Origin of the sequence: Undibacterium sp. YM2 (genome assembly GCF_009937975.1) — a bacterium.
In the GTDB taxonomy this organism is placed as follows: domain Bacteria; phylum Pseudomonadota; class Gammaproteobacteria; order Burkholderiales; family Burkholderiaceae_D; genus Undibacterium.
The window spans coordinates 1,185,658-1,207,849 of sequence record NZ_AP018441.1 but is presented as its reverse complement, the minus strand read 5'-3'; the positions used below and the strand labels follow the sequence as shown (position 1 = coordinate 1,207,849).

The following is a 22,192-nucleotide window of genomic DNA, read 5'->3' as shown; positions in this document are numbered from 1 at the left end:
CCGCCGCAATCATACACCAGACGGCAATGTCTGAGACGCCTGACAGGTATAATCATGGCATGAATTCGAACCCTGCTACCCATCGCCCCATACAGGCACTGCCCGACAACCTGATCTCACAGATCGCCGCTGGCGAAGTCGTGGAACGGCCTTCTGCCGTCGTCAAGGAAGTGCTGGAAAACGCCCTCGATGCCGGTGCCAGCAATGTTGTCATCCGTCTTGAAGAAGGCGGCGTCAAGCGCATTGCCATCACCGACAATGGCCGCGGCATACCGCCAGACCAGTTAACACTGGCCGTAGCCCGCCATGCCACCTCCAAGATCGCCAGCCTGGATGAGCTTGAGCATGTCGCCACCCTGGGCTTTCGCGGTGAGGCTTTAGCCTCCATCGCCTCGGTATCACTGCTGACGCTGACCACCCGCACCGCAGATGCCCCCCATGCCTGGCAGATCGAAAACGGCAAGGTCTCACCCGCATCCGGCGCACAAGGCACGACGGTAGATGTGCAAGACCTGTATTACAACACTCCGGCCAGACGCAAGTTTTTAAAGTCTGAGCAGACAGAATTTGGCCACTGCGCCGAGATCGTGCGCCGCATCGCCCTGGCCAGACCCGATGTCTCGTTCTCCTTAAGCCACAATGGCAAGGCAGTAGATCACTGGAATGTCAGCGCCATCGACAAGCGCAGTGCGCAGATTTTGGGGGAGGCATTCTCGAATGCCCGCCTGTCACTCGATGAAAGTGCTGGCCCCTTACGCATACACGGCTTTGTAGGCCTGCCTACTGCATCCAAAGCCCGTGCTGATGCGCAGTTCTTTTACGTCAATGGCCGTTTCGTACGCGACAAACTGCTGACACATGCCGTACGTGCTGCATATCAGGACGTATTGCACGGTGACCGTTATCCATCTTATGTACTGGGGCTGGACCTGGACCCGGCACTGGTCGATGTGAACGTACACCCATCGAAGATAGAAGTACGCTTCCGCGATAGCCGCTCTGTGCATCAATTTGTATTTCATGCAGTCAGCCGCGCCTTGGCGCAAACATCGGCGACAGCCTTTGGTACCGTGCCCGGCCCGACAGCCGCCGGGGCAGGCGTAGCGCCGCAGGCTGGGGCAAATACATGGATATCTGGCGAGCAAACCACTTTTGCCGCGCAGTTTGCCAACCCATCCCCCTATGCTGGTGGAGGTGCTGGCAGTGGTGGCGGTTACGGCAATGCCTACCAAAATCCTTACCGTCCACAGCCTAATGGCGGCGTCACCCAAAGCATGGAAAGCTATGGCGCTTTCTTCCGCCCCAGTGCTAACGGTGCTGGCGTCAATGAGGCCGGTGCCAGCTACGCACCCGCCAGCCAGGTCGCCAACAGCCTGCCAGATGATGATTATCCCTTGGGCTTTGCCCTCGCCCAATTGCATGGCGTGTATGTGCTGGCACAAAACAGCAAGGGTCTGGTACTGGTAGACATGCATGCCGCCCATGAACGCATACTTTACGAGCAATTAAAAAACGCCCTGGATGAAAACAGCATGCCGGTGCAACCCCTGCTGATCCCCGTCACCTTCTTTGCCGATGGCGTAGAAGTTGGCACGGTAGAAGAACATCAGGACACGCTCAAGGCACTGGGCTTTGATATGGCCGCCATCTCGCCGACCACCCTGGCCGTGCGCGCAGTGCCAGCCCTCTTGAAGAATGCCGATGCCCAGTCACTGGCACGCGATGTCTTGCGTGAAGTGCGTGAATTTGGTGGCTCGCGCGTGTTGATAGACAGGCGTAATGAATTGCTCGGCACCCTGGCCTGCCACACCGCCGTGCGCGCCAACCGCAGCCTGACCGTGTCTGAAATGAATGCCCTGCTACGCCAGATGGAACATACCGAACGCTCAGACCAGTGCAACCACGGTCGCCCAACCTGGGTGCAACTGGGTTTGAATGATCTCGACAAGATGTTCTTGCGTGGGCAGTGATGTGGTAAATAAAGTGCAGACTCCAGAAGCAGCCATGAACCAGCCAGCGCAGGCCATCGCCCAGTTCTCGACAGCGCCGCTGTTCTTTTTGATTGCCGCATTCCTGATGCTGCAACCGCTATCGACTGACCTGTACCTGGCATCACTGCCCAGCCTTGCGGCAGTGTTTGATGTGCCGGCCTCTACCGTGCAACTGACGCTGTCCATTTTTGTGGCTGGCTTTGGTGGCGCGCAACTGGTCATAGGCCCGCTATCTGACCGCTTTGGCCGCCGCCCTGTTGTCATCGTAGGGTTAAGCCTCTACCTGCTCGCCAGCCTCTTGTGTGGCGCATCGCAAAGCATGGGCATGCTGATCATTGCACGCTTCCTGCAAGCACTGGGTTGCTGTTCTGCTGTCATTATTGCGCGAGCCATCGTGCGCGATGCCTATGATCCGCAAGACAGCATCAAGGTCATTTCCAAGGCCAGTAGCTGGGTATCTGCCGCGCCTTTGCTGGGGCCTATCCTGGGTTCATTCCTGCAAGTCAATCTGGGCTGGCGCGCAGCATTCTTTGTGCATGCCCTGCTGGCAGCGGCCTTGCTCATCATGGTCATCTTGCGCCTGCCAGAAACCAATCTGTATAAAGACGCCAAAGCCACCAATGTCAGCGGCTTGCTGCGCAATTACCGCATCGTGCTGGGTGCGCCTGTGTTCTGGGTATATGCCTTACCGGGTGCCTTGTCTTATGGGTCTATCTTTGTCTTTATCTCTGGCGCATCCTTTGTACTGATCAAGGTGCTGCTTTTACCAACCGCCTGGTTTGGTTATTGTTTTGCCTTTGGCGTATCCGGCTACCTCAGTGGCACCGTAGTCTGCCGCCACCTGCATGCACGCTTTGGCACCAAAATCACCATGCGCATGGGCAGCAGCCTCTCTCTCGCTGCTGGCGCGACTTTTCTGGCAATGACACTGGCAGGCGTACAGCACTGGACCATGATACCGCCCATCATGTTCATGACCATGGGTGCGCATGGCATCAACTTCCCTATTTCGCAATCCAATTCTGTCTCGCCCTTCCCACAGCAGGCGGGCACTGCCGCAGGCCTCATAGGTGCGCTGTATATGCTGGTCGCCTTTATCGTCGGCAGCATCGTTGGTGCCACGCATAATGGCACGGTGTATCCGCTCGCCATCATCGCCTGCAGCATGGGCAGCCTGATTTTTATCGCCGCTCGTGTCTTACCAGCACTGATCCCGGCAGAACAACCTGTATGAATATCCACACAACTACGTCAGTACAAAAAGTCATCGCCATCATGGGGCCTACCGCCTCAGGCAAAACCGCCGCTGCGCTGGAAATTGCGCGCCACTATCCGGCAGAAATCATCTCCGTCGATTCTGCCCTTGTTTACCGCGACATGAACATAGGCACGGCCAAACCCAATGCAGCAGAACTGGCCGCAGTACCCCACCACCTCATCGACATCATCGACCCGGCAGAATCCTATTCAGTAGCTCAGTTTCGCAAGGACACACAAAGACTGGTCAGCGAGATACAAGCCAGGGGCAAGCTACCCCTGCTGGTAGGCGGCACCATGATGTATTTCAAAGCCCTGATGGATGGCCTGGACGACCTGCCAGCCGCAGACTCGGCCATACGAGCAGAACTCGATGCAGAAGCCGCCCGCATAGGCGTACCCGGCCTGCACGCCAGACTGGCAACGCTGGACCCCGAAACCGCAGCAAGACTCAAACCGCAAGACAGCCAGCGCATACAACGCGCCCTGGAAATCATCGCCATCACCGGCCAGCCCATGTCCGCCCTGCTGGCCAAACAGGAACGCGCCGCGCCGCCTTTCGACATGCACGCCATCTCGCTGGAACCATCAGAGCGCAGCGTCCTGCACCAGCGCATCGCCCTGCGCTTTGACACCATGCTCCAGCAAGGCTTTATTGACGAAGTCAAAGCCCTAAAACAAAGACCAGACCTGCACGCCAACCTGCCATCCATACGCTGCGTAGGCTACCGCCAAGCCTGGGATTATCTCGATGGCATAACCACGCTCGCAGAAATGCGCGAACTAGGCATCATCGCCACCCGCCAACTCGCCAAACGCCAGGTCACCTGGCTAAGATCCATGCCAAACCGCATCATCATCGACTGCCTGGCAACCGACGCCCAGGCACAGATCATGGAGAGCGTCAGGCAGGCATTGGCAAGCCCAGAGTGAACCCAGCCAAGCTCACTACAAGCGTTGCTGGGACTGTCGGTGCAAACCTCATTTTTAACAATACGCAGCATAATTCAGACACAAAACCAGAAATGCTTTGCTTTTTAAGCAAAAATAGCCGCAGTTTCCATCAAAATCTGGTTTTGCATATTGACAGCCAAAAGCCAAACTGACATAATCGCAGGCTTCTTGGTGATATAGCTCAGCTGGTTAGAGCACAGCACTCATAATGCTGGGGTCGGTGGTTCAAGTCCACCTATCACCACCAGAATTTTCTTGCAGAGCGATCTGCCAGATGCAAAGAACCCGCTACTAGCTTAGGCTACAGCGGGTTTTTGTCTTTATCAATTTACGCAGTCTATTGAATTAACATTGCATTCAAAAATACTCGATTAAGCAAGAAAAATTCCAAAAATCTTCGGACATGCTTCTAAATTGGTAATAATTGAGCTGTTCTTTTATCACGAAATACTTTAAAAGCATGACTTATGCTTGCTGTTAGTTCATCTACTTACCCTCACTCCCTAAATTATCAGATCATCAAGTACAATAATTTCATTCCGGCCGCGTCAACTATTTAGATATCACTATGAACAATCAAGACTTCATAATACGCTACCCAAATGGCACTGCCTGATTTTCAAAGTTAGCAAACTAATAGCCGCATAACAACAACAGAAATTGCGTATCACTGATGTAAGGCTATGCCAGAAAAAAACTATCAGAATCAATAATTGAAATGGCGATCACTCAATGGCATACGACTCTAACTTTAATGGCTGGGATGAACTTACTTTGGCCGACTTAATTGTCGCCTACCGCAAGGCGAAAACTGATTGCTTCTTTGAGAATGGATTTCCAACGGCAATCAAATTTGCAGAATTCGAGAAAGATCTTCTGCGTAACTTGAAAAAATTACACAGCACACTTATCAAAGACAATGGCTTTGCAGAAAATACCAATTTACTTGGATACTGTCGCTTAGTTCCTAAAAAACTGGGGATTAGAGCGAAATCTGACGCGTCAAATGGGCATACGCATTTTTCAGAACCAGAAAAAGCTTTCGAGCATCTTTGCGCAAATCACAATTTAAAACCCGAATTTAGGGTTATCGGGGATTTCCCAGTGGAAACCCACATCCTATCTGCGCTTTGGATCAACATGATCGGACATAAATTTGACGCTTGTTTGGACGAGCGTTCTTATGGATCGCGATTAAAGCGCATTCGCGATGACGATACACTGGATAAAGAAGCACAAAAAAATTTCCACATTACAGCTATAGGATCATTTGAACAATATTTCCGCCCATATCAAAAATGGCGTAATGACGGCTTGAAAGCTGTACGCAGTGAACTTGAACAAGAACGACAAATTATTGTCGCCTCCTTAGATTTAAAAAGTTATTACCACTTAATTGATCCTTCTTTTATTGCAGATATTTCTTTTCAAAAAGAAATTGGTATGGACGGAGATAAACTGCTATCTAAAACAGAACGTGATTTTACTGAGCAACTCGCGGCATTTCTAGCAAGTTGGGCAGAAAAGGCGCAAGTATTTGCAAACGATTTACAACCGGGAAAACCCATCACTATAAATGGTGGCTTAGTCATTGGGCTAAGCGCATCACGCGTGATTGGCAATGTATTGTTAAAAAAATGGGATGACTTAGTACGTGAAAAACTAACCCCTGTACATTATGGTCGCTACGTGGACGATATGTTCTTGGTACTACACGATCCAGGTACTATACATAATCCAGAAGAGTTTATGGCGTTCGTAAAAGAACGAATGGGTTCTTCCTATATTAAAAAAATTGGAAAAGAAAATGGCAGTATTTGGGAAATCCGCCTTGGAAAAAAATACCAAAAAAATTCAAAAATCCAACTGCAAGCAGACAAGCAAAAATTATTTATTTTAAATGGTCAAGCTGGATGTGACTTGATTGATAGTATCGAAAAAGAAATCCAAAGCTTATCCAGTGAGCATCGTCTAATGCCATCGCCAGATCAATTGGAGAAATCGATTGCTGCTAAAGTTCTCTCGGCAGCAGGAAAAGTAGGTGAAGAAGCAGACACTTTACGCCGCGCAGATGGGCTTACCATTAAGCGTTTAAGTTGGTCATTGCAATTACGGCTTGTGCATACACTAGCTCGTGATCTACCTCCAACAGCTTGGAAAAAGGAACGCGAAGAATTTTATCAATTCGCACATAATCACATTCTTCGAGCAGACAATATATTTGCGCACTATCAATACATCCCTCGTTTGCTAGGGATTGCGATATCAATTCAGGACTGGTCGGAAGCAGATCGCATCGCAAAAGCATCGTTAAATGCATTCGAAAAACTAAATACTCATTTAAAAAAAGAGGAAGCCTTTGTTTGTAACCTGAATGGTACCGAATGCAAAACAAGCGAAGATGTATGGAAAAATATTAAGGGTTCAATTACGCGATCATTTATAGATGCAGCAGCTTGTAACTATCCAGGAGATTTAATAAGTCAAGTATCAACGAATGGGCAAGTAAGGCGACTTGCAAAAACTTTTTTTGGCCAACTAATTACTACTTATCAAGATATCGAAGAATTATTTGACGACCAGTTTGATATACACGACTTCCACAGCAAAGCGCCTCTATTGGCTGCCGCTGATTTAGCAGCAGAAGCATATAAAAATTTACTGAAAAATAAAAATTATCATGATGTTTTTTCAACGGGCGTTGGTGCAAAAAAGAGACAAAAACTTTTAGCGGAATTTGCAAAATCTGACCTTTTATCGGTGTCAGATATCGAGGAGTTTTTACATGAAAGGTCGAAAAGTTCTTTTACAGCACATATGCCAAATTGGGAAAAAAAGACTGAATCAATAATACCTTATTTATTCCCTACACGTCCTTATACTCCGGCGGAAATCGCTGAATTAGTGCCATCATGTATTGGAATAAATGTACCCAAAGGCTACCTCCCCCTTCAATTATGGGCACGATATGTTCGAGCGATTAAAGGTGTATGGGTCAAACCATCATTACTTGAAAATTCGGGAGCATCACCCAAAAAAAATCATCAAAAAAACGTACCGGCTTACAGCAATTGCAAATAGGAACAGCCGATCAAAAAACTGTGCTAGTTTGCATCACAAGTCTAAAAACGGAATACTCTGCTTGGGCTGCAAGTGCGTGTAAAAAACCAATGTTAACACTGGAAAGGTATCAACAGATTTCCACCTTAGTTAACTTAGCGATTCGCTCTATACCGAAACCGCAATATCTACTTTTCCCAGAATTATCAATCCCTATCAAATGGATAGATAGTATAGCTAGTCGATTATCTGCAGCAGGAATAAGCATGATTGCTGGAACAGAGTATCGACATAGCAATATCAACACCCTTCATAGTGAGGCATGTTTAGTTTTATCAGATAACCGATTAGGATATAAATCACCAACACGAATCTGGCAACCCAAGTTACTTCCAGCAGTTAGAGAAGAAAAAGATCTTGTAAGTAAATACGGGAAAACATGGAAGAAATTCCAAAATGAGGAAACAACGAAACCTGTCTATGTGCATAATGGATTTCACTTTGGTGTAATGATCTGTTCTGAGTTGCAAAATAGCAAAGCTCGTGTAAAGTTCCAAGGAGAAGTAGATGCTCTGATGGTACTTTCATGGAATCAAGATTTAGAAACTTTTTCATCTTTAATAGAAGCATCCGCACTAGATGTTCATGCTTACACTATTCTGGTAAATAACAGAGAGTTTGGAGACAGTCGGGTTCGTTCACCTGCTAAGGATTCTTATGCTCGCGACATAGCTCGACTACGCGGTGGCGAGAATGATTTTTGCGTAACCGTAAAACTGGACATTGATAAACTACGTGCATTCCAAAGCAGAGCAACTAGATGGCCGGAAAGCGAAGATCAATTTAAACCAGTACCGGAGGGGTTTCGTATTTCGAAAAACAGTAAACGAAAAAAATCACCCCCTCAATGAAACTTTAGCATTGGATGCGAAAAAACGCGAACCTTCAGCTTCTACAGTTCCTAAGACTCTGACGGATTGCGCAGTCATCAGACAGATAGTAAGTATTAACGTAATAACTGACCGCACTTTGTTTGAAGTGTATTTTTTTGTCTGGATAGACGTATTCGGACTTACTTCATAAAGGCAGAACCTATGCTCGTGCAACTCAGATGAATTATCCTGGCGCTCTCATGGACGCGCGCGACATTATAATAAATTATCTACCGGATAGTGGCAAACTCATGTACACCATAGGCGCATCAAATCGATTCGTATGGTTGTGAATGAAAGAAAAAACCTGCTTTCCTTATCGACTAATGTGTCCGTTAGAAAGCGACTTAGGGGAGTGCGCAATTAGTGCGTCAAATCTCTTTTTATCAACGCTGCAAATTATGACCATCAACCACATTAATTGCATAAACACCGCCCTGATTATTTTTTCCTGCGTCGTTGCGTTCGTCATTCCTTTCGAATTATTTTTATTCTCTTACGGTGTACTGGGGCCATTACATTACCTGACTGAAATAGGCTGGCTGCATAAGAAGAATTATTTCACCAAGGGTAAATACGATTTTATTTTTTTGATTGGCCTGTGCTTTGCCCTGTTTTTCTTCCCTGCCCTTGCACATCTGGCTAAGGACAGCACTTTTGTTGCAGACGTATTGGCGTTTGCGGTTTTGCTGGCGCTTATTTTTGCGCTTGTCAAAGACAGGCTGTATCGTTTTACGCTTGTGGTTCTCGCCTTGCTGGCTGTGGCTGTCGTTAATAAGTCCACGGCTTATTTACTCTTGATGGGCATTTTTCTTCCTACTGTCATTCACGTTTTTATTTTCACTCTGGCGTTCATGTTGTTTGGCGCATTGAAAGAAAAATCGTTTTCAGGATATTTGTCCATCGCAGTTTTGATCGTTTGTGCGGCAAGTTTTTTTATAGTCCGGCCAGAGAGTTTTCAATATACGGTGAGTGCTTATGTTCAACAATCTTACTTTCAGTTTGAGCTATTGAACTTCAGCCTGATCAATGTTTTTCATCTTGATGCGCTGTCAAAAACCAGCGAGATTTTTAGCAGCAATGCAGGTTTTGTGGTCATGCGCTTTATTGCTTTTGCGTATACCTATCATTATCTGAACTGGTTTTCAAAAACATCCGTCATACAATGGCATAAGGTGCCTATGAAAACCTTGTTTTTGACATTGGCGATCTGGCTGTTGTCGATGGCAGTGTATGCTTATGACTACAATCTTGGCATGCAAGCCCTGCTTTTCCTGAGCCTGTTGCATGTGTTTTTGGAGTTCCCGCTTAACGTCGTATCGTTTGCCGGGATAGGGAAGGCGCTGGCAGGCAGCAATCTACCTGCTGCACGCGTGGCCAACAATTAAGATATCTGATGACCATGCTGCGGCTGATGCGGCATGCATCAGGGCAGCTTGTATGAACAGCCTTTCAAATTATTGCTGTGCCACGGGTACGTAGCTACCCTTGTTCTGTTTGATGAAGAGATTCAATTGCTCCAGCAAGCCAGTGCTGGCATTGCGGGTGATGAAATTGAAGGTTTCTGCTGTTGTCCCGTCTATGTGGTGAATATCGGCGAGTGCAAGGCCGCCTGCCACATCTTTGCCGAATTGGCTGCGCAGGTATTGGTTGCTGACGTCGCCTTCGGCAAAGGCATCGGCACGATGGTTGGCTATCAGGGTTTTGACGATGTAGGCCTGGGCATCTGGCTGGCCTTCGGCAACTTCATCGACATACAGGATGCTGCAATGGGGGTAACGGGTTTTGGCATCAATGTCAGCGGTTGAGCCACGGGTGACGACGATGGATTTGCCTGAGAGCTTGAGGTAGTCGTCAAATGCAGCCTGGTCGGCGCTGCGCACCAGCAGCGATCTTTGTACCTGGAAGTAGGCATCACTCCAGGCGCCACCCGGCCCGGCATCACGCTTGTCGCGCTTTTGGACACCGGCTGCGGCGACATCACATTTATTCTCGTCAGGCATGGTCCAGATGCCGTCAAAATCATGTTCTATGAGTGCAATTTCCAGCCCTTGGGAAATCGCAAATTTTTCCAGGAAGATGACGTCAAGACCAGTGAGATTGCCTTGCTCATCTTTGTAGCAGACTGGCGCAAAGCCACCATAAGTGCAGACAGTTAATTTACCTGGTACCAGGGTAGTAATTGCTTCGTTCGTCATCTCATTTCCTTTTGACTGGTGGATGGAAAAAACTGTTTTACTATGGTTTTACTTTGGTTTGGCTGCGGCCTGGTCGGTGTCATCCAGGCTTTCTAACTTCAGTAGCTCTGCTGTCGTCAGGATGCCTATCTTGACGATGTTGTAGCCTTTTAAGGCTTCGCAGCGCAAAGCGCCTTCGGTACAGAAACGGATATCGCCGAGGAAATTTTCATCGGGATAATAGAAGTACAGCATATCGCCAGCGCGCTCAATATTGAGGGCACGATCCAGCACTTCTTCAGGGAATTTTCCTTGTGTGACCTTCAGCAGCCATTCGCGGAAATGAGGGATGGCTGCAGTAGAAATTTCCTTGGTCACTTTATTATGTGGCGCATGGAAGCCCAGGCGTGTTTTTTCCAGATGCTTGCTGGCGACCATTTGTCTTTCTGTGCCTGCCATGAAAATCAGGGCACAGGCTGACTTGCAGTTGCCATTGACTGCTGTGTTGATCTTGCCTTCTGTAATTAGTTCTGCAATGTCATAAGCTGCGCGCATATTGCCGCCGGGGCTTTCTGTCATTACTACTGTTTTGACTGGTCCTTCTTCCAGTTTTTTGCGGAACTGCTGGCTGTCTTCAGGCACGACTTTGCCAAACAGGATCAGCGTCTGGTTGGATCTGAGCATGGTCATGGCTGATGCATTGCCAGCTAAAATCAGGGTACAGGTAATAAGGAAAGTAAAAAGCTGTTTTAAATTCAAGGGCATGACGATAAGCTGTAATATGGAAGGAAAAAATGCTGAATCGCGGCAGGAACAACCCAGGCAAGAATACTTGCCAGCATGCATGGACTTTGGCTGTCGCCAGCAAGCCATTAGACACCAGATATTCAACATTTGACAATGTTTTTATTGCATCACGCATTACGCGATGGGTATTCGACTCTTATTGAAACCCTTACCTGACAAACGAGCGCTCATGTCCCTCACAATCAATACTCCGTCGCTAAATCAAATAGCCATTGCCTATGGCATTGCGCTGCTCGCGACCCTGACACTGGATGTGATATGGCTGGGCTTGTTGATGGGCTCCACTTACCGCTCTTACCTCGGTGATTTGATGCTGGCAGAACCAGGCCTGGTGCCAGCGGCATTGTTTTATTTACTGTATGCCCTGGGATTGACTGTATTTGGCATTTTGCCTGCCCTGCGTGTGCGGAAATGGCAGCAGGCCAGTTGCCTGTGCGCCTTGCTGGGCCTGGTGGCTTACGGGACGTATGACCTGAGCAACCTGGCAACGCTGAAGTCATGGTCACCCGTATTGACGGTAATTGATATCTGCTGGGGTACGGCACTGTCATGTATTTCTGGCACGCTGGCCTACTTCGCTGCCAACCGCACGGCATAAGGGATAAACTTGCGCCAGGAACTTCTACTATAGCTACACCGTCGAAGCGGCGCTGTTTTTTACCTGATCACCTGATTAAAATAAATGAATTCCCCCTATCAACTCGTGATTTTCGACTGCGATGGTGTACTGGTCGATAGTGAACGCATTACCAATGAAGTTTTTGTGAAAATGCTCAATGAGCTGGGCTTGCCCTTGCAACTGGAAGACATGTTCGAGCAATTTGTCGGACACTCCATGGAACAATGCATGGTCAAGATCACGACCATGCTGGGCAGGCAGCCGCCAGAAGGTTTTCTGGCAGATTACCGTGTACGCACCAGGGCAGTGCTGGAGAGCAAGCTGGAGGCCGTACCCGGCATACCAGAAGTATTGGCGCAACTGAGCTTGCCGTATTGTGTGGCGTCCAGCGGTGACCATGAGAAGATGCGCACGACCCTGGGTGTAACCGGCTTGTGGTCAAAATTTGAGGGCCGCATTTTTAGCGTGACGGATGTAAAGTCACCCAAACCCGCGCCCGATGTATTTTTGCATGCAGCAGCAACAATGGGCTTTGCCCCTGTTGATTGCGTAGTCGTAGAAGATACGCCGACTGGCGTGCGTGCGGCAGTGGCCGCAGGCATGACCGTGCTGGGCTATGCCGCCCTGACACCTGCACAGCGCTTACGTGATGCGGGTGCGCATGTGGTTTTTGATGACATGCGGCATTTGCCCGGCTTGCTCACGAATTGGCATTGACATGGCACCTGCAAGGCCTTTATAACAAGACCGGTTTGTCGGGCAATTCGTTTATCTTTTGGCCGCTTGCGGGATAATGCGTGCTCAGGTGCTGGCCCACAGCACGTATACCCTGGATGACGCCTTCTTCAAAAAGGCCTTGCTTAAAGGCTTCCTCTATCTGATGACAAATCTGGCTCCAGGCATCGATACCCGTTTTGCGGTAAATGCCACGGTCAGCAATGATTTCTACCTCGCGGTCAGCCAGCAGTACATAGATCAACACGCCGTTATTATGCTCGGTGTCCCATACACCCACTTTGGAAAAGACCTCGATGGCACGCTCACGCGTAGTCTGCTCTGCAAACAAGGCTGCGCAATCAAGCGCGGTTTCTATGACAAAGCGGATTTCGCCCGTATGGTTTGCTTCGCACTGTTTGATGGCGCGCTCTATGGCGTCCAGGCTATTGGATGGGAACACGCGTTTTAGCTGGGAATGGGTACTCAGCATATTTCTTGCAATGCGCGGGAAGTTAAATTTTTTCATGCTCACCACCGTCCCGATGCGCCGCCACCGCCAAAGCCGCCACCACCGCCGCTAAAGCCACCACCGCTGCCACCACCAAAGCCGCCACGTCCTGATCCCCCGTAATAGGCACCAATGCCGCGTGCTCCCAGTACGCCGCTGAACAGGCTGAATACCATGGCAACGATACCAGCGAATATGGCCATGGACATAGCGCCGATCACAAACCAGGCGATTACGCCGACGACACCGCCGGTGATGATGGCACCAGGCAAACGGCCAAAGATGGCGCGCAAGACGCCGCCGACAACCAGGGCCAGTACGAATAAGATGGGGGCATATTGCTGAAAATCACCACGCTCTGTGGCACCACCCCGCGTTCTTGCAGGCAAAGGCTCACCATCGATGACACGCATGATCTGGTCTGTACCTGCTGTGATACCTGCGTAATAATCAGCCTGCTTGAAATACGGCGTCATGGTCTCGGCGATGATGCGTTTGGCAGTTGCGTCATTGAGCGCACCTTCAAGGCCATAGCCGACTTCTATGCGCATTGCACGGTCATTTTTTGCCACCAGCAGGATGACGCCATCATCCACCTTTTTGCGTCCCAGCTTCCATTGCTCTGCTACGCGCAGGGCATACTGCTCTATGCTTTCTGGTGCAGTGCTTGGCACAATCAATACGGCAACCTGGCTGCCTTTCCTGTTTTCAAAGGCTTGCAGACTTTGTTCGAGTGCGTTTTTTTGCTCTGCGCTGAGTGTTGCAGTCAGATCCGTAACGCGGTTTTGTATAGGCGGGACAGCAATTTGCGCATAGGCACTGAATACAAACAGCAGCAGACATGCAAAGATGGCTGCTGCTGACTTGTGCATGATGCTCATTTTGCGCTGCCAGCACTGGCCGGTGCAGGCGAAGTGAAATCTACTTTAGGCGGCCTGGCGATTTCCTTTTCATTCTCTACCGCGAAATTGGGTTTGACCTGGTAACCAAACATCATGGCAGTGAGATTACTTGGGAAGGAGCGCACCAGCACATTGTATTCTTGCACAGCCTTGATATAGCGGTTACGCGCCACGGTAATGCGGTTTTCTGTACCTTCAAGCTGGGCCTGTAAGTCGCGGAAGTTGGCGTCAGATTTGAGTTGGGGGTAATTCTCAGTGACAACCAGTAATCTGGACAGGGCCCCGGACAATTCCCCCTGCGCCGCCTGGAACTTGGCAAAAGCCTCTGGATTGGCCAGCAGTTCTGGCGTGGCCTGTATGCTGCCGACCTTGGCGCGGGCGTTGGTAACACCAAGCAACACATCCTTCTCTTGTGCAGCAAAGCCTTTGACGGTGTTCACCAGATTAGGCACAAGATCAGCACGGCGCTGGTATTGATTCAAGACTTCAGACCAGCTGGACTTGATCTGTTCGTCACCGCTCTGAAAGCTGTTATAGCCACAGCCCGACAAGACCAGCATTAGCATCATTGACAATAACAGCCCTAATTTTCGCATTTGAGTTCTCCACGATCACATCTGCGCATTCAAGCGCATGAGATTATTGTTCTGCCTGTTGATGGTCATAGTGACATGTAGCACTGGCGACTTCGGTGCGCTGGCGCACAATTCGTCAATTGACACTGATAGCAGACTAGGACAATTCGGGAATCAAGCTTTGATACTTGTCAAAGTTTGATGATGCAAAAATCCAGGCTTTCATCAAGACCTTATTTAGATTTGCGTGAAGACCAGTGCACATGGACTATGCGCCATTGCCCATCCTGTTTTTCGAGCAAACTGGTTTCAGTACCGAAGATGTGGATATTCTTGCCCTTGTGTTTTGCGGTGGTCTCGGTTTCTTGCCAGATCATGGCAAGCTTGCCTTCCATGCGTTCACTGGTTTGCAAGACTTTGCGACTGGCGGTCTTGGCAAACGCGATGTCTTCTGGCAAGTGATGGCCCGCGTACTCTGCTCTTGAACGCTCTACATAACCAGATTCATAGATGGCGACATCCGTCGCCAGTAATTCTGCAGCCCTGGCTTTGTCACCACTGGTAAGGGCTGCGTGGAATGCATCTAGCGCATCTGTTGCTTCGCTGGCGCAGGCAACAGAGCTAAAAAGGCTCATCGATAATAGAAATGCGATTTTTTTCATTGGTACGTCTCCGGCTTGCCTGGTGTTTGTCAGGCTGATCAGGCAAGTTTTTCCTGACCTGATCAGCCCGGGTTTGGCCATTATTTCTGGCTACTATTGTTGGCTACTATTGATCTCTTCTATTGACGTTTACTACTGCATGGTTTGAATCTCCGTCACATAGATTGCCCCATTGATTTTCTCTGCCCTGAACCTGACCTTATCACCAATTGCCAGTTTGTCGAGCATGGCAACATCCCTGATTTTGAAGACCATGCTCATGCCAGGCATATCAAGATTTTTGATGGGCCCATGCCTGAGGGTGATCTTGGCAGCGCTTTTGTCGAGCTTGATGACCTCGCCCTCGGATGCCTCGCTGATGCTGCTTGCAAGTGCACTACTATCTGCAATGCCTGCCTTGATTTCTTGCGCATGCGCGGCTTGCAGATGCATGCCCAGCAGCATGGCTGCTGCGAATGTGTTGATCAATTTCATATACAGCCTCATTAATACAGTCTCATTACCGTCATTGGTGTTGATGTGAAGGGGCAGTGCTTGCAGCGGCTGTCCCTGCCTTACTGACCTGCACTTTGCCTTTCATGCCCGCATCGTAGTGGCCGGGCTGCAGGCAGGCGAAATCTATCTTTCCTGCTTTGCTGAATTGCCATAGCACTTCGCCGCTCTGCCCGGCTGCCAGGGTGATCATATTGGGGTCACTGTGTTCCATTTCCGGATTTTTGTTCATCAACGCATAGTGTTGCCTGAGCTCTTTTTCTGTGCCAAACACGAACTCATGTTTGAGCTTGCCAGAATTGCTGATGACGAAGCGTATGGTTTCACCTTGCCTGGCTTGCAGGCTGGCCGGGCTAAAACGCATATCATCGTTCATGTCTATGGTGACGGTACGGTTGACTTCAGCAGCATTACCAGGCTTGCCTATGGTGGCCTCTTCGTGCTCGTGGCCACCCGCGTGTGTGCCGGATGCGATGGCGATGGATGTACCTGATGCCAGCAGCATGCCGGCAAATACAGTGCGGTTTATTAATTGCATTGTGTTCATGAATCTTGTCCTTGTCCAATGATGGATATGTCACGCTAATGCAGATGATGGCGGATTATGGCGCATGGCATGCGCGTGCATAACCAGCCGCAGCAAGCAGGCAGCGATGACGATTACTCTCTGAATAATTAAGCCCTGAATATTTCAGGGGGAAATACAATCACTGGGATTCAGAACCTTGGAGGCTTGTCAGGACAATCGCCGATGTGGCCAGCGTAGGATGAAAAAAACAGATCGATCTTTTCTGAGGTAGGACGCAGTGATGCCGTGGGCAGCGGTGTATTCAGGATGGCGGCAGCGATACAGCACTCTTCGCCAGAGGCATCATGATCAATGGTGGCTTGGTGGGCTTTGTGGGCTTGTTGGGCTGATTCATCTGCATGATGTGCATGCAGATGCTCGCCAGAAGTTTGCTGGTGCTGAGTAACACAACATATTCTGGACGCGGCCAAGGCTGCCTGCATAGGGACAGCCAGCATCAGCACACATAACAAAAATAGTCGGAACAGCTTCTTCATGCCGTGAATTATAACTGTTTTACAGCTCGCGTGAACCAGGTACTGTCTGCTTGAGCGCAGGCAAACGCATAAGAAAAAAACCGCCGGACTTGCGCCACAGCGGTTTTATCTGAACATGCCAGGCTTGCCTCGCATACTGGGCAAGCTACTGGCCCTTTATTGACTCATGAGTTCAATATCATTCTCAGGCATGAGTCCTGACCTGATTGCGCAGGGCTTTGATCAGGTCATGATTGCGCAGAACGCCCTGATACTGGCGCTCTACCACCAGGCGTACGTGAGCAGGCAAGTCTTTTTCCAGGGCTTTGCGATAGGCTTTCACGGCGACATCTTCACCGCGTTCGCATTCGTCGAGCACTGTTTCATCGTCCTTGCCGGTGATGGCGGTACGGATATTGGTCCAGGCACGGTGCAAGGCACCGGATACGCTGCTGCCGGTTTCCGGGTCACCACCCTGATTGCGTACCAGTTCCTGCAGTTCAGATGCTGCCAGGGCGCATTCACGCCCACGTTCGGCCAGCATGGCTTTAAGTTGCGGATGGCGGCCACTCGCATCTTCAGCGCAGACTTTAAATCCTTTTTCGCCATCCTTGCTGGTTTCTATCAGGTCGTTCAGGGTAGAAATGATGTCGTCGTTGTCCATGATGTTTCCTTTATTGGTAGTGAATTAGCCAGCCTTAGTGCTGAACACGATTGCCTGCCAGGTATGCAAAATATGCGGAGAACGCAGACAGACAGAACAGCTTGCCGACAACTTGCCTGTCATCATAAATACTGACATGACAGGAATTTCGCCAGGGGCTTATATCTCCCGCTGACATAAGCACATACTAAAACCCGGGGACAATTAGCAGTATCGGACGTGGGCTTGCAGGCATGTAGGAGCGCAAGAACCTGGGGCTTTTTGATTCAGTAAGACTGACATTTCGTCCACCATGTCACTCCTGTCCTGGACCGGCATTTTCTGCGGCGCATGCCTGCTTACTTCATCTATTCCTACAAAGCCTGGCGTCCGCGTCCTATATGGGTGTACAGGGGCCGATGCTAGTATGCATTGCAAGTCGATAACGCTTACAGCCAGATGTTGGCAAGGGCTGGCGGGGGTAAGAACTACCACTATTACAGTCCACCAACTTAACGCATAGATCAGGATTCACCAATTTTCCGGAGAAATCGCAATGAACATATGTCTATTTAAATGTGGAATATTTTTCTTGCAGGGTGCAATAGGCGTGGGTGTCGGGCGCTTGCTTGGCAGGCAGCAAATGCTTGCCAGCGGCTATCAGAAGATGACCAATGCCAGATGCCAGATCGCGATCAGCGATGCACAAAAGGTGATCAGACAATGCGTCAAGCGTCAGCAGAACAGCCTTACTTCGATTTCACGGTCCTGAACCCGGATTATCGTAAACAAAACGAAGCAAATGAAGCAAATGAGCATAACCAGGAGAAATATATGATAGCCACAAAACACATCTTCATCGTTGCCGGTCTTGCCAGTTGGGCGTTGATGACCGCATTCGGTAAAAAGAGATACCACGAAAAACACGCTGCCAAGAAGCTGCACAAAACCGAAATCAGCACCTGGGAAGGTGAAGGTGGCAACTTGCCCCCAAAAGCCAGCCGCCCGGCAACGGACAATGGCAATGGTGCTCAATAATCACGAGGGAACGCTTCCTTGTTCCCTCTCATGATGTGAATTGGATCTGATCCAGAAAAAGGAGTAATCATGCCTAGCAATCCCATCACTGCAAATAATACTGTTATCCCGGCTAATGATGCCGTGGCCGACAACATCAACCACCCTGCTATTCCTTTCCCTACCAGCGACAATCCACCCACGCAGGCAGAACAGGTGCAGGAGAAAACTGCCGAAGCAGTCAAACCGGTCGCTGAAAAACTGAACGTCATCAAAGAACAGGCAGCCAGCAAGCTGGCTTCGGGTGCCAGCCAGGCAGTGACAAAACTCGGCGAGCATAGCGAAAAACTGTACACGAGCCAGGTAAAATTGCTGGACACTTGCCGCGTCCAGGTCAGGAAACAACCGATGACGATGCTCGGTGTTGCAGTGGCAACGGTGGTGGCGCTCGGTGTCTTGTTCCGTCGCCAGACACGCTGAAAAGCCTGGGGCCATCAAGCCAGCAATACTTGCCAGCGCCCCCAGCTACTGCCGCAGCAGTAGCTGAATACAAACAGGCCTTATCCCCCTTTCAGAAGCAGCAAGACCAGTCTTGCTGCTTTATTGCAGACGGGACATAAATTCCTTGACGGGCATTCATCCAGTTGCTGGCACTAGCCTGCATGGCCTATACCCTTACCACCGCAAGCAAAACGGCACCCGGCAATGAACTTTGACGATGATTTACCAATATTCTGTCGAAGTGCTATGCTATACACAGAGGCAAGAGACACAAGGCGGACATGCCCTGGCAAAACGACATGCGGTGAGCATTAAAATCTGACTCGCTGTTTTATTTTGATCGTAGTTTTGATGCCTGATTGAAACTAATGGGCTACATTCCCGCATTCCCAAATTTGAAGGAAGAAAATGATACGTATTGCAGTCTGTGACGACCATCAAATTGTACGGGCCGGTTTCAAGCAGATCTTTTCTGAGGTCAGCGACTTTGAAGTCGTGGCCGAGGCAACGACTGGCCGTGAAGCGCTGGAAATCGCCAGAAAAGAAGCTTGCGATGTCATGCTGCTCGATATCAGCATGCCAGACCAGAGTGGCATCGATACCTTGCGTACCATCAAGCAAGGGCAGCCAGACTTGCCTATCCTGATTTTAAGCGGCTACCCGGCACAGCAATATGCGGTGAATCTCCTGAAAATGGGAGCCAACGGTTATCTGAACAAGGAATGTGATGCCGACGAGCTCATCAAGGCTGTCAGGACGGTTTCTACCGGGCGCCGTTATGTCAGCGCAGATGTGGGTGAAATTCTGGCCCAGGGTTTTGACCATGATGCAGAAACTGCCTTGCACACCGATTTGTCGGACCGTGAGTTCCAGGTATTCTTAAGGCTGGCCAAGGGCGAGTCTGTGTCTGACATTGCACTGACATTGTCGCTGAGCGTAAAAACCATCAGCACTTATCGCACGCGCGTCATGGAAAAAATGAATCTGCAGTCAAATTGTGACCTGACATATTACGCAATGAAGAATAACTTGCTGGAATAAGCGAACAGAACAGCGGGAACAAAGGGGGAGAAGGGAAAACTGCCAGGGTGCAGCAAACGCAGCTTAATGAGCCAGGGCCTGGATGTGACCAACCAGGCTGTCCATTTCACGGGACTTGTCAAAAAAGGCCTCGGCACCCAGCGACATGGTGCGGGTTTTCAAAGCATTGCTGGGATTACTGGTAAATACCAGCCTCGATCCATACTGACGCCCATCACTTTTCAAGCCAGACAGTACAGCCAGGCCACTGCCTTCACGCAAACCTATATCGACGATGGCGACATCCCACTCGATAGAGCGCAATTGATACAAAGCCTCTTGTTCACTTTCTGCGAAACCGATGACTTCTATATTTTCTGCCTGCTGCAATACTTCAATCAGCACTGAGCGAATTCTTTGCGCGTCTTCGATTAAAAACACTTTTAATTTTTTTTTGTCGTCCATTTTGTTCCAAACTCTTACGAACTGAAACTCGTCTTGTTTACCCGCAAACCCACATTGACAACCTGCATTAATAACCCGCATCAATAAACCGTAATAGAAATTCGCATCGATAAGACCACTGCACATCAAAAGGCCCAATGGAATTCATTTTAAGGAGACTAAGCTTGATTAGCAATAAGCTTTAGCGGAATTGCTTGTAGGAATAAACCTACCTTGTCAAATTTCTGGGGCTAACAAGATTTCCTTAAAATTTATGACACATAATTTATCAATTCAGGTATTGTTTTTCATGGACCGCAAGTGATGAAAAACCAGGGCTCACAATACTGCCTGCAATGAGAGTCTGTATGACAGATTCTGATTTTCTTCCACAATCACGTGACACTTGCAGCTGCTATTTGAGGGAATCTTCATGAAAAAAAACGCATCGACTTCGATACCGCTGTACATCACTTTCCTGTTCGTGACCTGTCTCTTCGTCCTGATCGGCAATGCCTATTCAGCTTACCAGAACATGGAAAAACTCAAGTTCAATAATGACTGGGTAGAACATAACTGGAGTGTCAAAGACAAGCTCAAGAATATCAATTTACTCATCATGGATTCTGAAAGCAGTTTGCGTGGTTATTTCATGTCCGGCAACGAGGTTTATTTGCGCCCATGGGAAATCGCCAGGACCAAACTGGAAAGTGATTTCAAGGAACTCGAAAGACTGTTGCAAGATAATCCGGCACAGATCAAGAACCTGGCAGAACTGCGCAGGCTGTATAACAGCAAAACCAAGATCTTTGAATCTGCCATGTCCACCTATAGAGAATTTGGCCTGACGGGCATCGTCGAGATATCCAAGGTAGGTGATGGCAGGGATGTCATGGATGAAATCCGCCTGCTCGATATCATCATGGAGAAAGAGGAAAACGAGGTGCTGGCAAGCAGGCGTCAAAAGTTTTACAAGGACTACAAGGATGCCCTGTTTTTTGGTACGGCGACCAATAGCATAGCCCTGCTGGTGCTGATCCTGTTTTACCGCCTGATCTACCGCAGTTTTTACAAGCAGCGCGGCATAGAAAATGCCTTGAAGATAGCCAACGACAATCTCGAGAGCACAGTATTAAAACGCACAGAACAATTATCTGTACTGTCACATCATTTGCTGAACGTATCGGAAAAGGAAAAAGCCAAACTCGCCAGGGAATTGCATGATGAGATGGGGTCAAACCTGACGGCGATCAGCATGGATATCTCGGTCGTTACAGAAAAGCTCAAGGACAAGGAACCAGAACTGGCCAGGCAATTGCAAAGAACCAAGCGCGCCCTGCTCGACACGGTGGATTTGAAGCGACGCATCATAGAAGATTTGCGCCCCAGCATGCTCGACAACCTTGGACTGTCTGCATCCATACAGCACTATTGCGAAGAGGCGACGGCAATGGCCGGTTTGTCTTATGTAACCGATATTACAGAAGACTTCGACACCATAGACCCTGCCTGGTCAATAGCCTTGTTCCGCATTACCCAGGAATCGCTGAACAACGTCATCAAGTATGCGCAGGCTACCGAGGTCAAGATCAGCCTGAAACGTACCGACAAAGGTTTGTGGCTGCAGGTTCTGGACAATGGCATAGGCATACAGAAAGAAGCCTTCACCAAGCCAAAATCGCATGGCATCCTGGGCATGCGCGAACGTGCCCTGCTGTTGGGCGGCAGTTTCTCTGTCAAACCTGGTGAGAAAAATATTGGCACCGTGGTCGAGGCATTTATTCCATTCAAGGCATAAAAAAAATCCCGTTGCCTGCGCAACGGGATCTTGATTTTTCCTGAACAGCCTGGCCAGATCAATCAGGCTGAT

At 49.2% G+C, this 22,192-nt stretch carries 24 protein-coding genes and 1 tRNA gene; 13 read left to right on the top strand and 12 right to left on the bottom strand.

Features of this window, described 5'->3' with window-relative positions:
* Window positions 1–59: 59 nt before the first annotated feature.
* From mutL to UNDYM_RS05490, 7 genes are all read left to right on the top strand, one after another.
* On the top strand, window positions 60–1,970 hold the full coding sequence (mutL, locus tag UNDYM_RS05515; protein WP_162040154.1) for a DNA mismatch repair endonuclease MutL: 1,911 nt from the start codon (window positions 60–62) through the stop codon (window positions 1,968–1,970).
* Window positions 1,971–1,983: 13 nt separating this feature from the next.
* Window positions 1,984–3,225 carry a multidrug effflux MFS transporter gene (locus tag UNDYM_RS05510; protein ID WP_162040153.1) on the top strand — a complete coding sequence of 414 codons (1,242 nt, stop codon included), beginning with the start codon at window positions 1,984–1,986 and terminating at the stop codon, window positions 3,223–3,225.
* The gene (gene miaA, locus UNDYM_RS05505) at window positions 3,222–4,181 is read left to right on the top strand and encodes a tRNA (adenosine(37)-N6)-dimethylallyltransferase MiaA (RefSeq protein ID WP_162040152.1); all 960 of its coding nucleotides are present in this window, start codon (window positions 3,222–3,224) and stop codon (window positions 4,179–4,181) included. The genes UNDYM_RS05510 and miaA overlap by 4 nt, the downstream gene beginning before the upstream one ends.
* A 191-nt stretch (window positions 4,182–4,372) precedes the next feature.
* Window positions 4,373–4,449, top strand: a tRNA-Met gene (locus UNDYM_RS05500).
* A 485-nt stretch (window positions 4,450–4,934) separates the two neighbouring features.
* Window positions 4,935–7,283 carry an RNA-directed DNA polymerase gene (locus UNDYM_RS05495; protein WP_197740983.1) on the top strand — a complete coding sequence of 783 codons (2,349 nt, stop codon included), beginning with the start codon at window positions 4,935–4,937 and terminating at the stop codon, window positions 7,281–7,283.
* Between the two features lie 89 nt (window positions 7,284–7,372).
* Window positions 7,373–8,173, top strand: coding sequence for a hypothetical protein (locus UNDYM_RS30295; RefSeq protein ID WP_197740982.1), 801 nt, complete (start codon window positions 7,373–7,375; stop codon window positions 8,171–8,173).
* Window positions 8,174–8,487: 314 nt separating this feature from the next.
* Entirely contained in the window at window positions 8,488–9,582 is a 1,095-nt protein-coding gene (locus tag UNDYM_RS05490) for a hypothetical protein (RefSeq protein WP_162040151.1), read from the top strand.
* Window positions 9,583–9,651: 69 nt separating this feature from the next.
* Here the strand turns inward: UNDYM_RS05490 and UNDYM_RS05485 are convergent, their stop codons facing one another.
* The 3 genes from UNDYM_RS05485 to UNDYM_RS05475 are packed head-to-tail and all read right to left on the bottom strand — an operon-like array spanning window position 9,652 to window position 11,293.
* On the bottom strand, window positions 9,652–10,392 hold the full coding sequence (locus tag UNDYM_RS05485) for an ABC transporter substrate-binding protein (protein ID WP_162040150.1): 741 nt from the start codon (window positions 10,390–10,392) through the stop codon (window positions 9,652–9,654).
* A gap of 48 nt (window positions 10,393–10,440) precedes the next feature.
* Window positions 10,441–11,061 (bottom strand): ATP-dependent Clp protease proteolytic subunit, encoded by a 621-nt coding sequence (locus UNDYM_RS05480; RefSeq protein WP_162040149.1) that lies wholly within the window; start codon window positions 11,059–11,061, stop codon window positions 10,441–10,443.
* On the bottom strand, window positions 11,006–11,293 hold the full coding sequence (locus tag UNDYM_RS05475) for a hypothetical protein (RefSeq protein WP_162040148.1): 288 nt from the start codon (window positions 11,291–11,293) through the stop codon (window positions 11,006–11,008). Before UNDYM_RS05475 ends, UNDYM_RS05480 begins: the two co-directional genes overlap by 56 nt.
* Before the next feature lie 54 nt (window positions 11,294–11,347).
* On the opposite strand from UNDYM_RS05475, the gene UNDYM_RS05470 reads away from it, so the two are divergent.
* Window positions 11,348–11,776, top strand: coding sequence for a DUF2177 family protein (locus tag UNDYM_RS05470; RefSeq protein ID WP_162040147.1), 429 nt, complete (start codon window positions 11,348–11,350; stop codon window positions 11,774–11,776).
* An 84-nt stretch (window positions 11,777–11,860) separates the two neighbouring features.
* A complete protein-coding gene (locus UNDYM_RS05465) occupies window positions 11,861–12,514 on the top strand; it encodes an HAD family phosphatase (RefSeq protein WP_162040146.1) in 654 nt (217 codons plus the stop codon).
* A 19-nt stretch (window positions 12,515–12,533) separates the two neighbouring features.
* Here the strand turns inward: UNDYM_RS05465 and UNDYM_RS05460 are convergent, their stop codons facing one another.
* The 8 genes from UNDYM_RS05460 to UNDYM_RS05425 all read right to left on the bottom strand — a co-directional run bounded on the left by UNDYM_RS05460 (window position 12,534) and on the right by UNDYM_RS05425 (window position 17,361).
* On the bottom strand, window positions 12,534–13,040 hold the full coding sequence (locus UNDYM_RS05460; protein WP_162040145.1) for a TPM domain-containing protein: 507 nt from the start codon (window positions 13,038–13,040) through the stop codon (window positions 12,534–12,536).
* A 2-nt stretch (window positions 13,041–13,042) separates the two neighbouring features.
* Entirely contained in the window at window positions 13,043–13,903 is an 861-nt protein-coding gene (locus UNDYM_RS05455; protein WP_162040144.1) for a YgcG family protein, read from the bottom strand.
* Window positions 13,900–14,520, bottom strand: a complete 621-nt coding sequence (locus UNDYM_RS05450) for a LemA family protein (protein ID WP_162040143.1) — start codon at window positions 14,518–14,520, stop codon at window positions 13,900–13,902. The genes UNDYM_RS05455 and UNDYM_RS05450 overlap by 4 nt, the downstream gene beginning before the upstream one ends.
* Window positions 14,521–14,732: 212 nt before the next feature.
* On the bottom strand, window positions 14,733–15,161 hold the full coding sequence (locus tag UNDYM_RS05445) for a DUF4440 domain-containing protein (protein WP_162040142.1): 429 nt from the start codon (window positions 15,159–15,161) through the stop codon (window positions 14,733–14,735).
* 132 nt (window positions 15,162–15,293) lie between these two features.
* Window positions 15,294–15,635, bottom strand: coding sequence for a copper-binding protein (locus tag UNDYM_RS05440; protein WP_232063722.1), 342 nt, complete (start codon window positions 15,633–15,635; stop codon window positions 15,294–15,296).
* A 31-nt stretch (window positions 15,636–15,666) separates the two neighbouring features.
* Window positions 15,667–16,191 (bottom strand): plastocyanin/azurin family copper-binding protein, encoded by a 525-nt coding sequence (locus UNDYM_RS05435; protein ID WP_162044464.1) that lies wholly within the window; start codon window positions 16,189–16,191, stop codon window positions 15,667–15,669.
* 179 nt (window positions 16,192–16,370) lie between these two features.
* A complete protein-coding gene (locus UNDYM_RS05430; RefSeq protein ID WP_162040140.1) occupies window positions 16,371–16,718 on the bottom strand; it encodes a hypothetical protein in 348 nt (115 codons plus the stop codon).
* Window positions 16,719–16,902: 184 nt separating this feature from the next.
* Window positions 16,903–17,361 carry a PA2169 family four-helix-bundle protein gene (locus UNDYM_RS05425; protein ID WP_162040139.1) on the bottom strand — a complete coding sequence of 153 codons (459 nt, stop codon included), beginning with the start codon at window positions 17,359–17,361 and terminating at the stop codon, window positions 16,903–16,905.
* 813 nt (window positions 17,362–18,174) lie between these two features.
* On the opposite strand from UNDYM_RS05425, the gene UNDYM_RS05420 reads away from it, so the two are divergent.
* The 3 genes from UNDYM_RS05420 (at window position 18,175) to UNDYM_RS05410 (ending at window position 19,899) form a co-directional block, all read left to right on the top strand.
* Window positions 18,175–18,378 carry a hypothetical protein gene (locus UNDYM_RS05420; RefSeq protein WP_162040138.1) on the top strand — a complete coding sequence of 68 codons (204 nt, stop codon included), beginning with the start codon at window positions 18,175–18,177 and terminating at the stop codon, window positions 18,376–18,378.
* Between the two features lie 69 nt (window positions 18,379–18,447).
* A complete protein-coding gene (locus UNDYM_RS05415; protein ID WP_162040137.1) occupies window positions 18,448–18,837 on the top strand; it encodes a hypothetical protein in 390 nt (129 codons plus the stop codon).
* A 429-nt stretch (window positions 18,838–19,266) separates the two neighbouring features.
* Window positions 19,267–19,899, top strand: coding sequence for a response regulator transcription factor (locus tag UNDYM_RS05410; protein ID WP_162040136.1), 633 nt, complete (start codon window positions 19,267–19,269; stop codon window positions 19,897–19,899).
* Window positions 19,900–19,962: 63 nt separating this feature from the next.
* Here the strand turns inward: UNDYM_RS05410 and UNDYM_RS05405 are convergent, their stop codons facing one another.
* On the bottom strand, window positions 19,963–20,343 hold the full coding sequence (locus tag UNDYM_RS05405; RefSeq protein WP_162040135.1) for a response regulator: 381 nt from the start codon (window positions 20,341–20,343) through the stop codon (window positions 19,963–19,965).
* A 412-nt stretch (window positions 20,344–20,755) separates the two neighbouring features.
* On the opposite strand from UNDYM_RS05405, the gene UNDYM_RS05400 reads away from it, so the two are divergent.
* Window positions 20,756–22,120: a CHASE3 domain-containing protein gene (locus UNDYM_RS05400; protein ID WP_162040134.1), complete on the top strand. Its 1,365-nt coding sequence runs from the start codon at window positions 20,756–20,758 to the stop codon at window positions 22,118–22,120.
* The last annotated feature ends 72 nt before the right edge of the window (window positions 22,121–22,192 follow it).

Excerpts from the sequence above, each read along its gene's own strand:
- mutL (WP_162040154.1), top strand. The coding sequence starts at position 60 with ATGAATTCGAACCCTGCTACCCATCGCCCCATACAGGCACTGCCCGAC.
- miaA (WP_162040152.1), top strand. The coding sequence starts at position 3,222 with ATGAATATCCACACAACTACGTCAGTACAAAAAGTCATCGCCATCATG.
- UNDYM_RS05495 (WP_197740983.1), top strand. The coding sequence starts at position 4,935 with ATGGCATACGACTCTAACTTTAATGGCTGGGATGAACTTACTTTGGCC.
- UNDYM_RS30295 (WP_197740982.1), top strand. The coding sequence starts at position 7,373 with ATGTTAACACTGGAAAGGTATCAACAGATTTCCACCTTAGTTAACTTA.
- UNDYM_RS05490 (WP_162040151.1), top strand. The coding sequence starts at position 8,488 with ATGAAAGAAAAAACCTGCTTTCCTTATCGACTAATGTGTCCGTTAGAA.
- UNDYM_RS05485 (WP_162040150.1), bottom strand. The coding sequence starts at position 10,392 with ATGACGAACGAAGCAATTACTACCCTGGTACCAGGTAAATTAACTGTC.
- UNDYM_RS05480 (WP_162040149.1), bottom strand. The coding sequence starts at position 11,061 with ATGACCATGCTCAGATCCAACCAGACGCTGATCCTGTTTGGCAAAGTC.
- UNDYM_RS05475 (WP_162040148.1), bottom strand. The coding sequence starts at position 11,293 with ATGCGTGATGCAATAAAAACATTGTCAAATGTTGAATATCTGGTGTCT.
- UNDYM_RS05470 (WP_162040147.1), top strand. The coding sequence starts at position 11,348 with ATGTCCCTCACAATCAATACTCCGTCGCTAAATCAAATAGCCATTGCC.
- UNDYM_RS05465 (WP_162040146.1), top strand. The coding sequence starts at position 11,861 with ATGAATTCCCCCTATCAACTCGTGATTTTCGACTGCGATGGTGTACTG.
- UNDYM_RS05460 (WP_162040145.1), bottom strand. The coding sequence starts at position 13,040 with ATGAAAAAATTTAACTTCCCGCGCATTGCAAGAAATATGCTGAGTACC.
- UNDYM_RS05455 (WP_162040144.1), bottom strand. The coding sequence starts at position 13,903 with ATGAGCATCATGCACAAGTCAGCAGCAGCCATCTTTGCATGTCTGCTG.
- UNDYM_RS05450 (WP_162040143.1), bottom strand. The coding sequence starts at position 14,520 with ATGCGAAAATTAGGGCTGTTATTGTCAATGATGCTAATGCTGGTCTTG.
- UNDYM_RS05445 (WP_162040142.1), bottom strand. The coding sequence starts at position 15,161 with ATGAAAAAAATCGCATTTCTATTATCGATGAGCCTTTTTAGCTCTGTT.
- UNDYM_RS05440 (WP_232063722.1), bottom strand. The coding sequence starts at position 15,635 with ATGAAATTGATCAACACATTCGCAGCAGCCATGCTGCTGGGCATGCAT.
- UNDYM_RS05435 (WP_162044464.1), bottom strand. The coding sequence starts at position 16,191 with ATGCAATTAATAAACCGCACTGTATTTGCCGGCATGCTGCTGGCATCA.
- UNDYM_RS05430 (WP_162040140.1), bottom strand. The coding sequence starts at position 16,718 with ATGAAGAAGCTGTTCCGACTATTTTTGTTATGTGTGCTGATGCTGGCT.
- UNDYM_RS05425 (WP_162040139.1), bottom strand. The coding sequence starts at position 17,361 with ATGGACAACGACGACATCATTTCTACCCTGAACGACCTGATAGAAACC.
- UNDYM_RS05420 (WP_162040138.1), top strand. The coding sequence starts at position 18,175 with ATGATAGCCACAAAACACATCTTCATCGTTGCCGGTCTTGCCAGTTGG.
- UNDYM_RS05415 (WP_162040137.1), top strand. The coding sequence starts at position 18,448 with ATGCCTAGCAATCCCATCACTGCAAATAATACTGTTATCCCGGCTAAT.
- UNDYM_RS05410 (WP_162040136.1), top strand. The coding sequence starts at position 19,267 with ATGATACGTATTGCAGTCTGTGACGACCATCAAATTGTACGGGCCGGT.
- UNDYM_RS05405 (WP_162040135.1), bottom strand. The coding sequence starts at position 20,343 with ATGGACGACAAAAAAAAATTAAAAGTGTTTTTAATCGAAGACGCGCAA.
- UNDYM_RS05400 (WP_162040134.1), top strand. The coding sequence starts at position 20,756 with ATGAAAAAAAACGCATCGACTTCGATACCGCTGTACATCACTTTCCTG.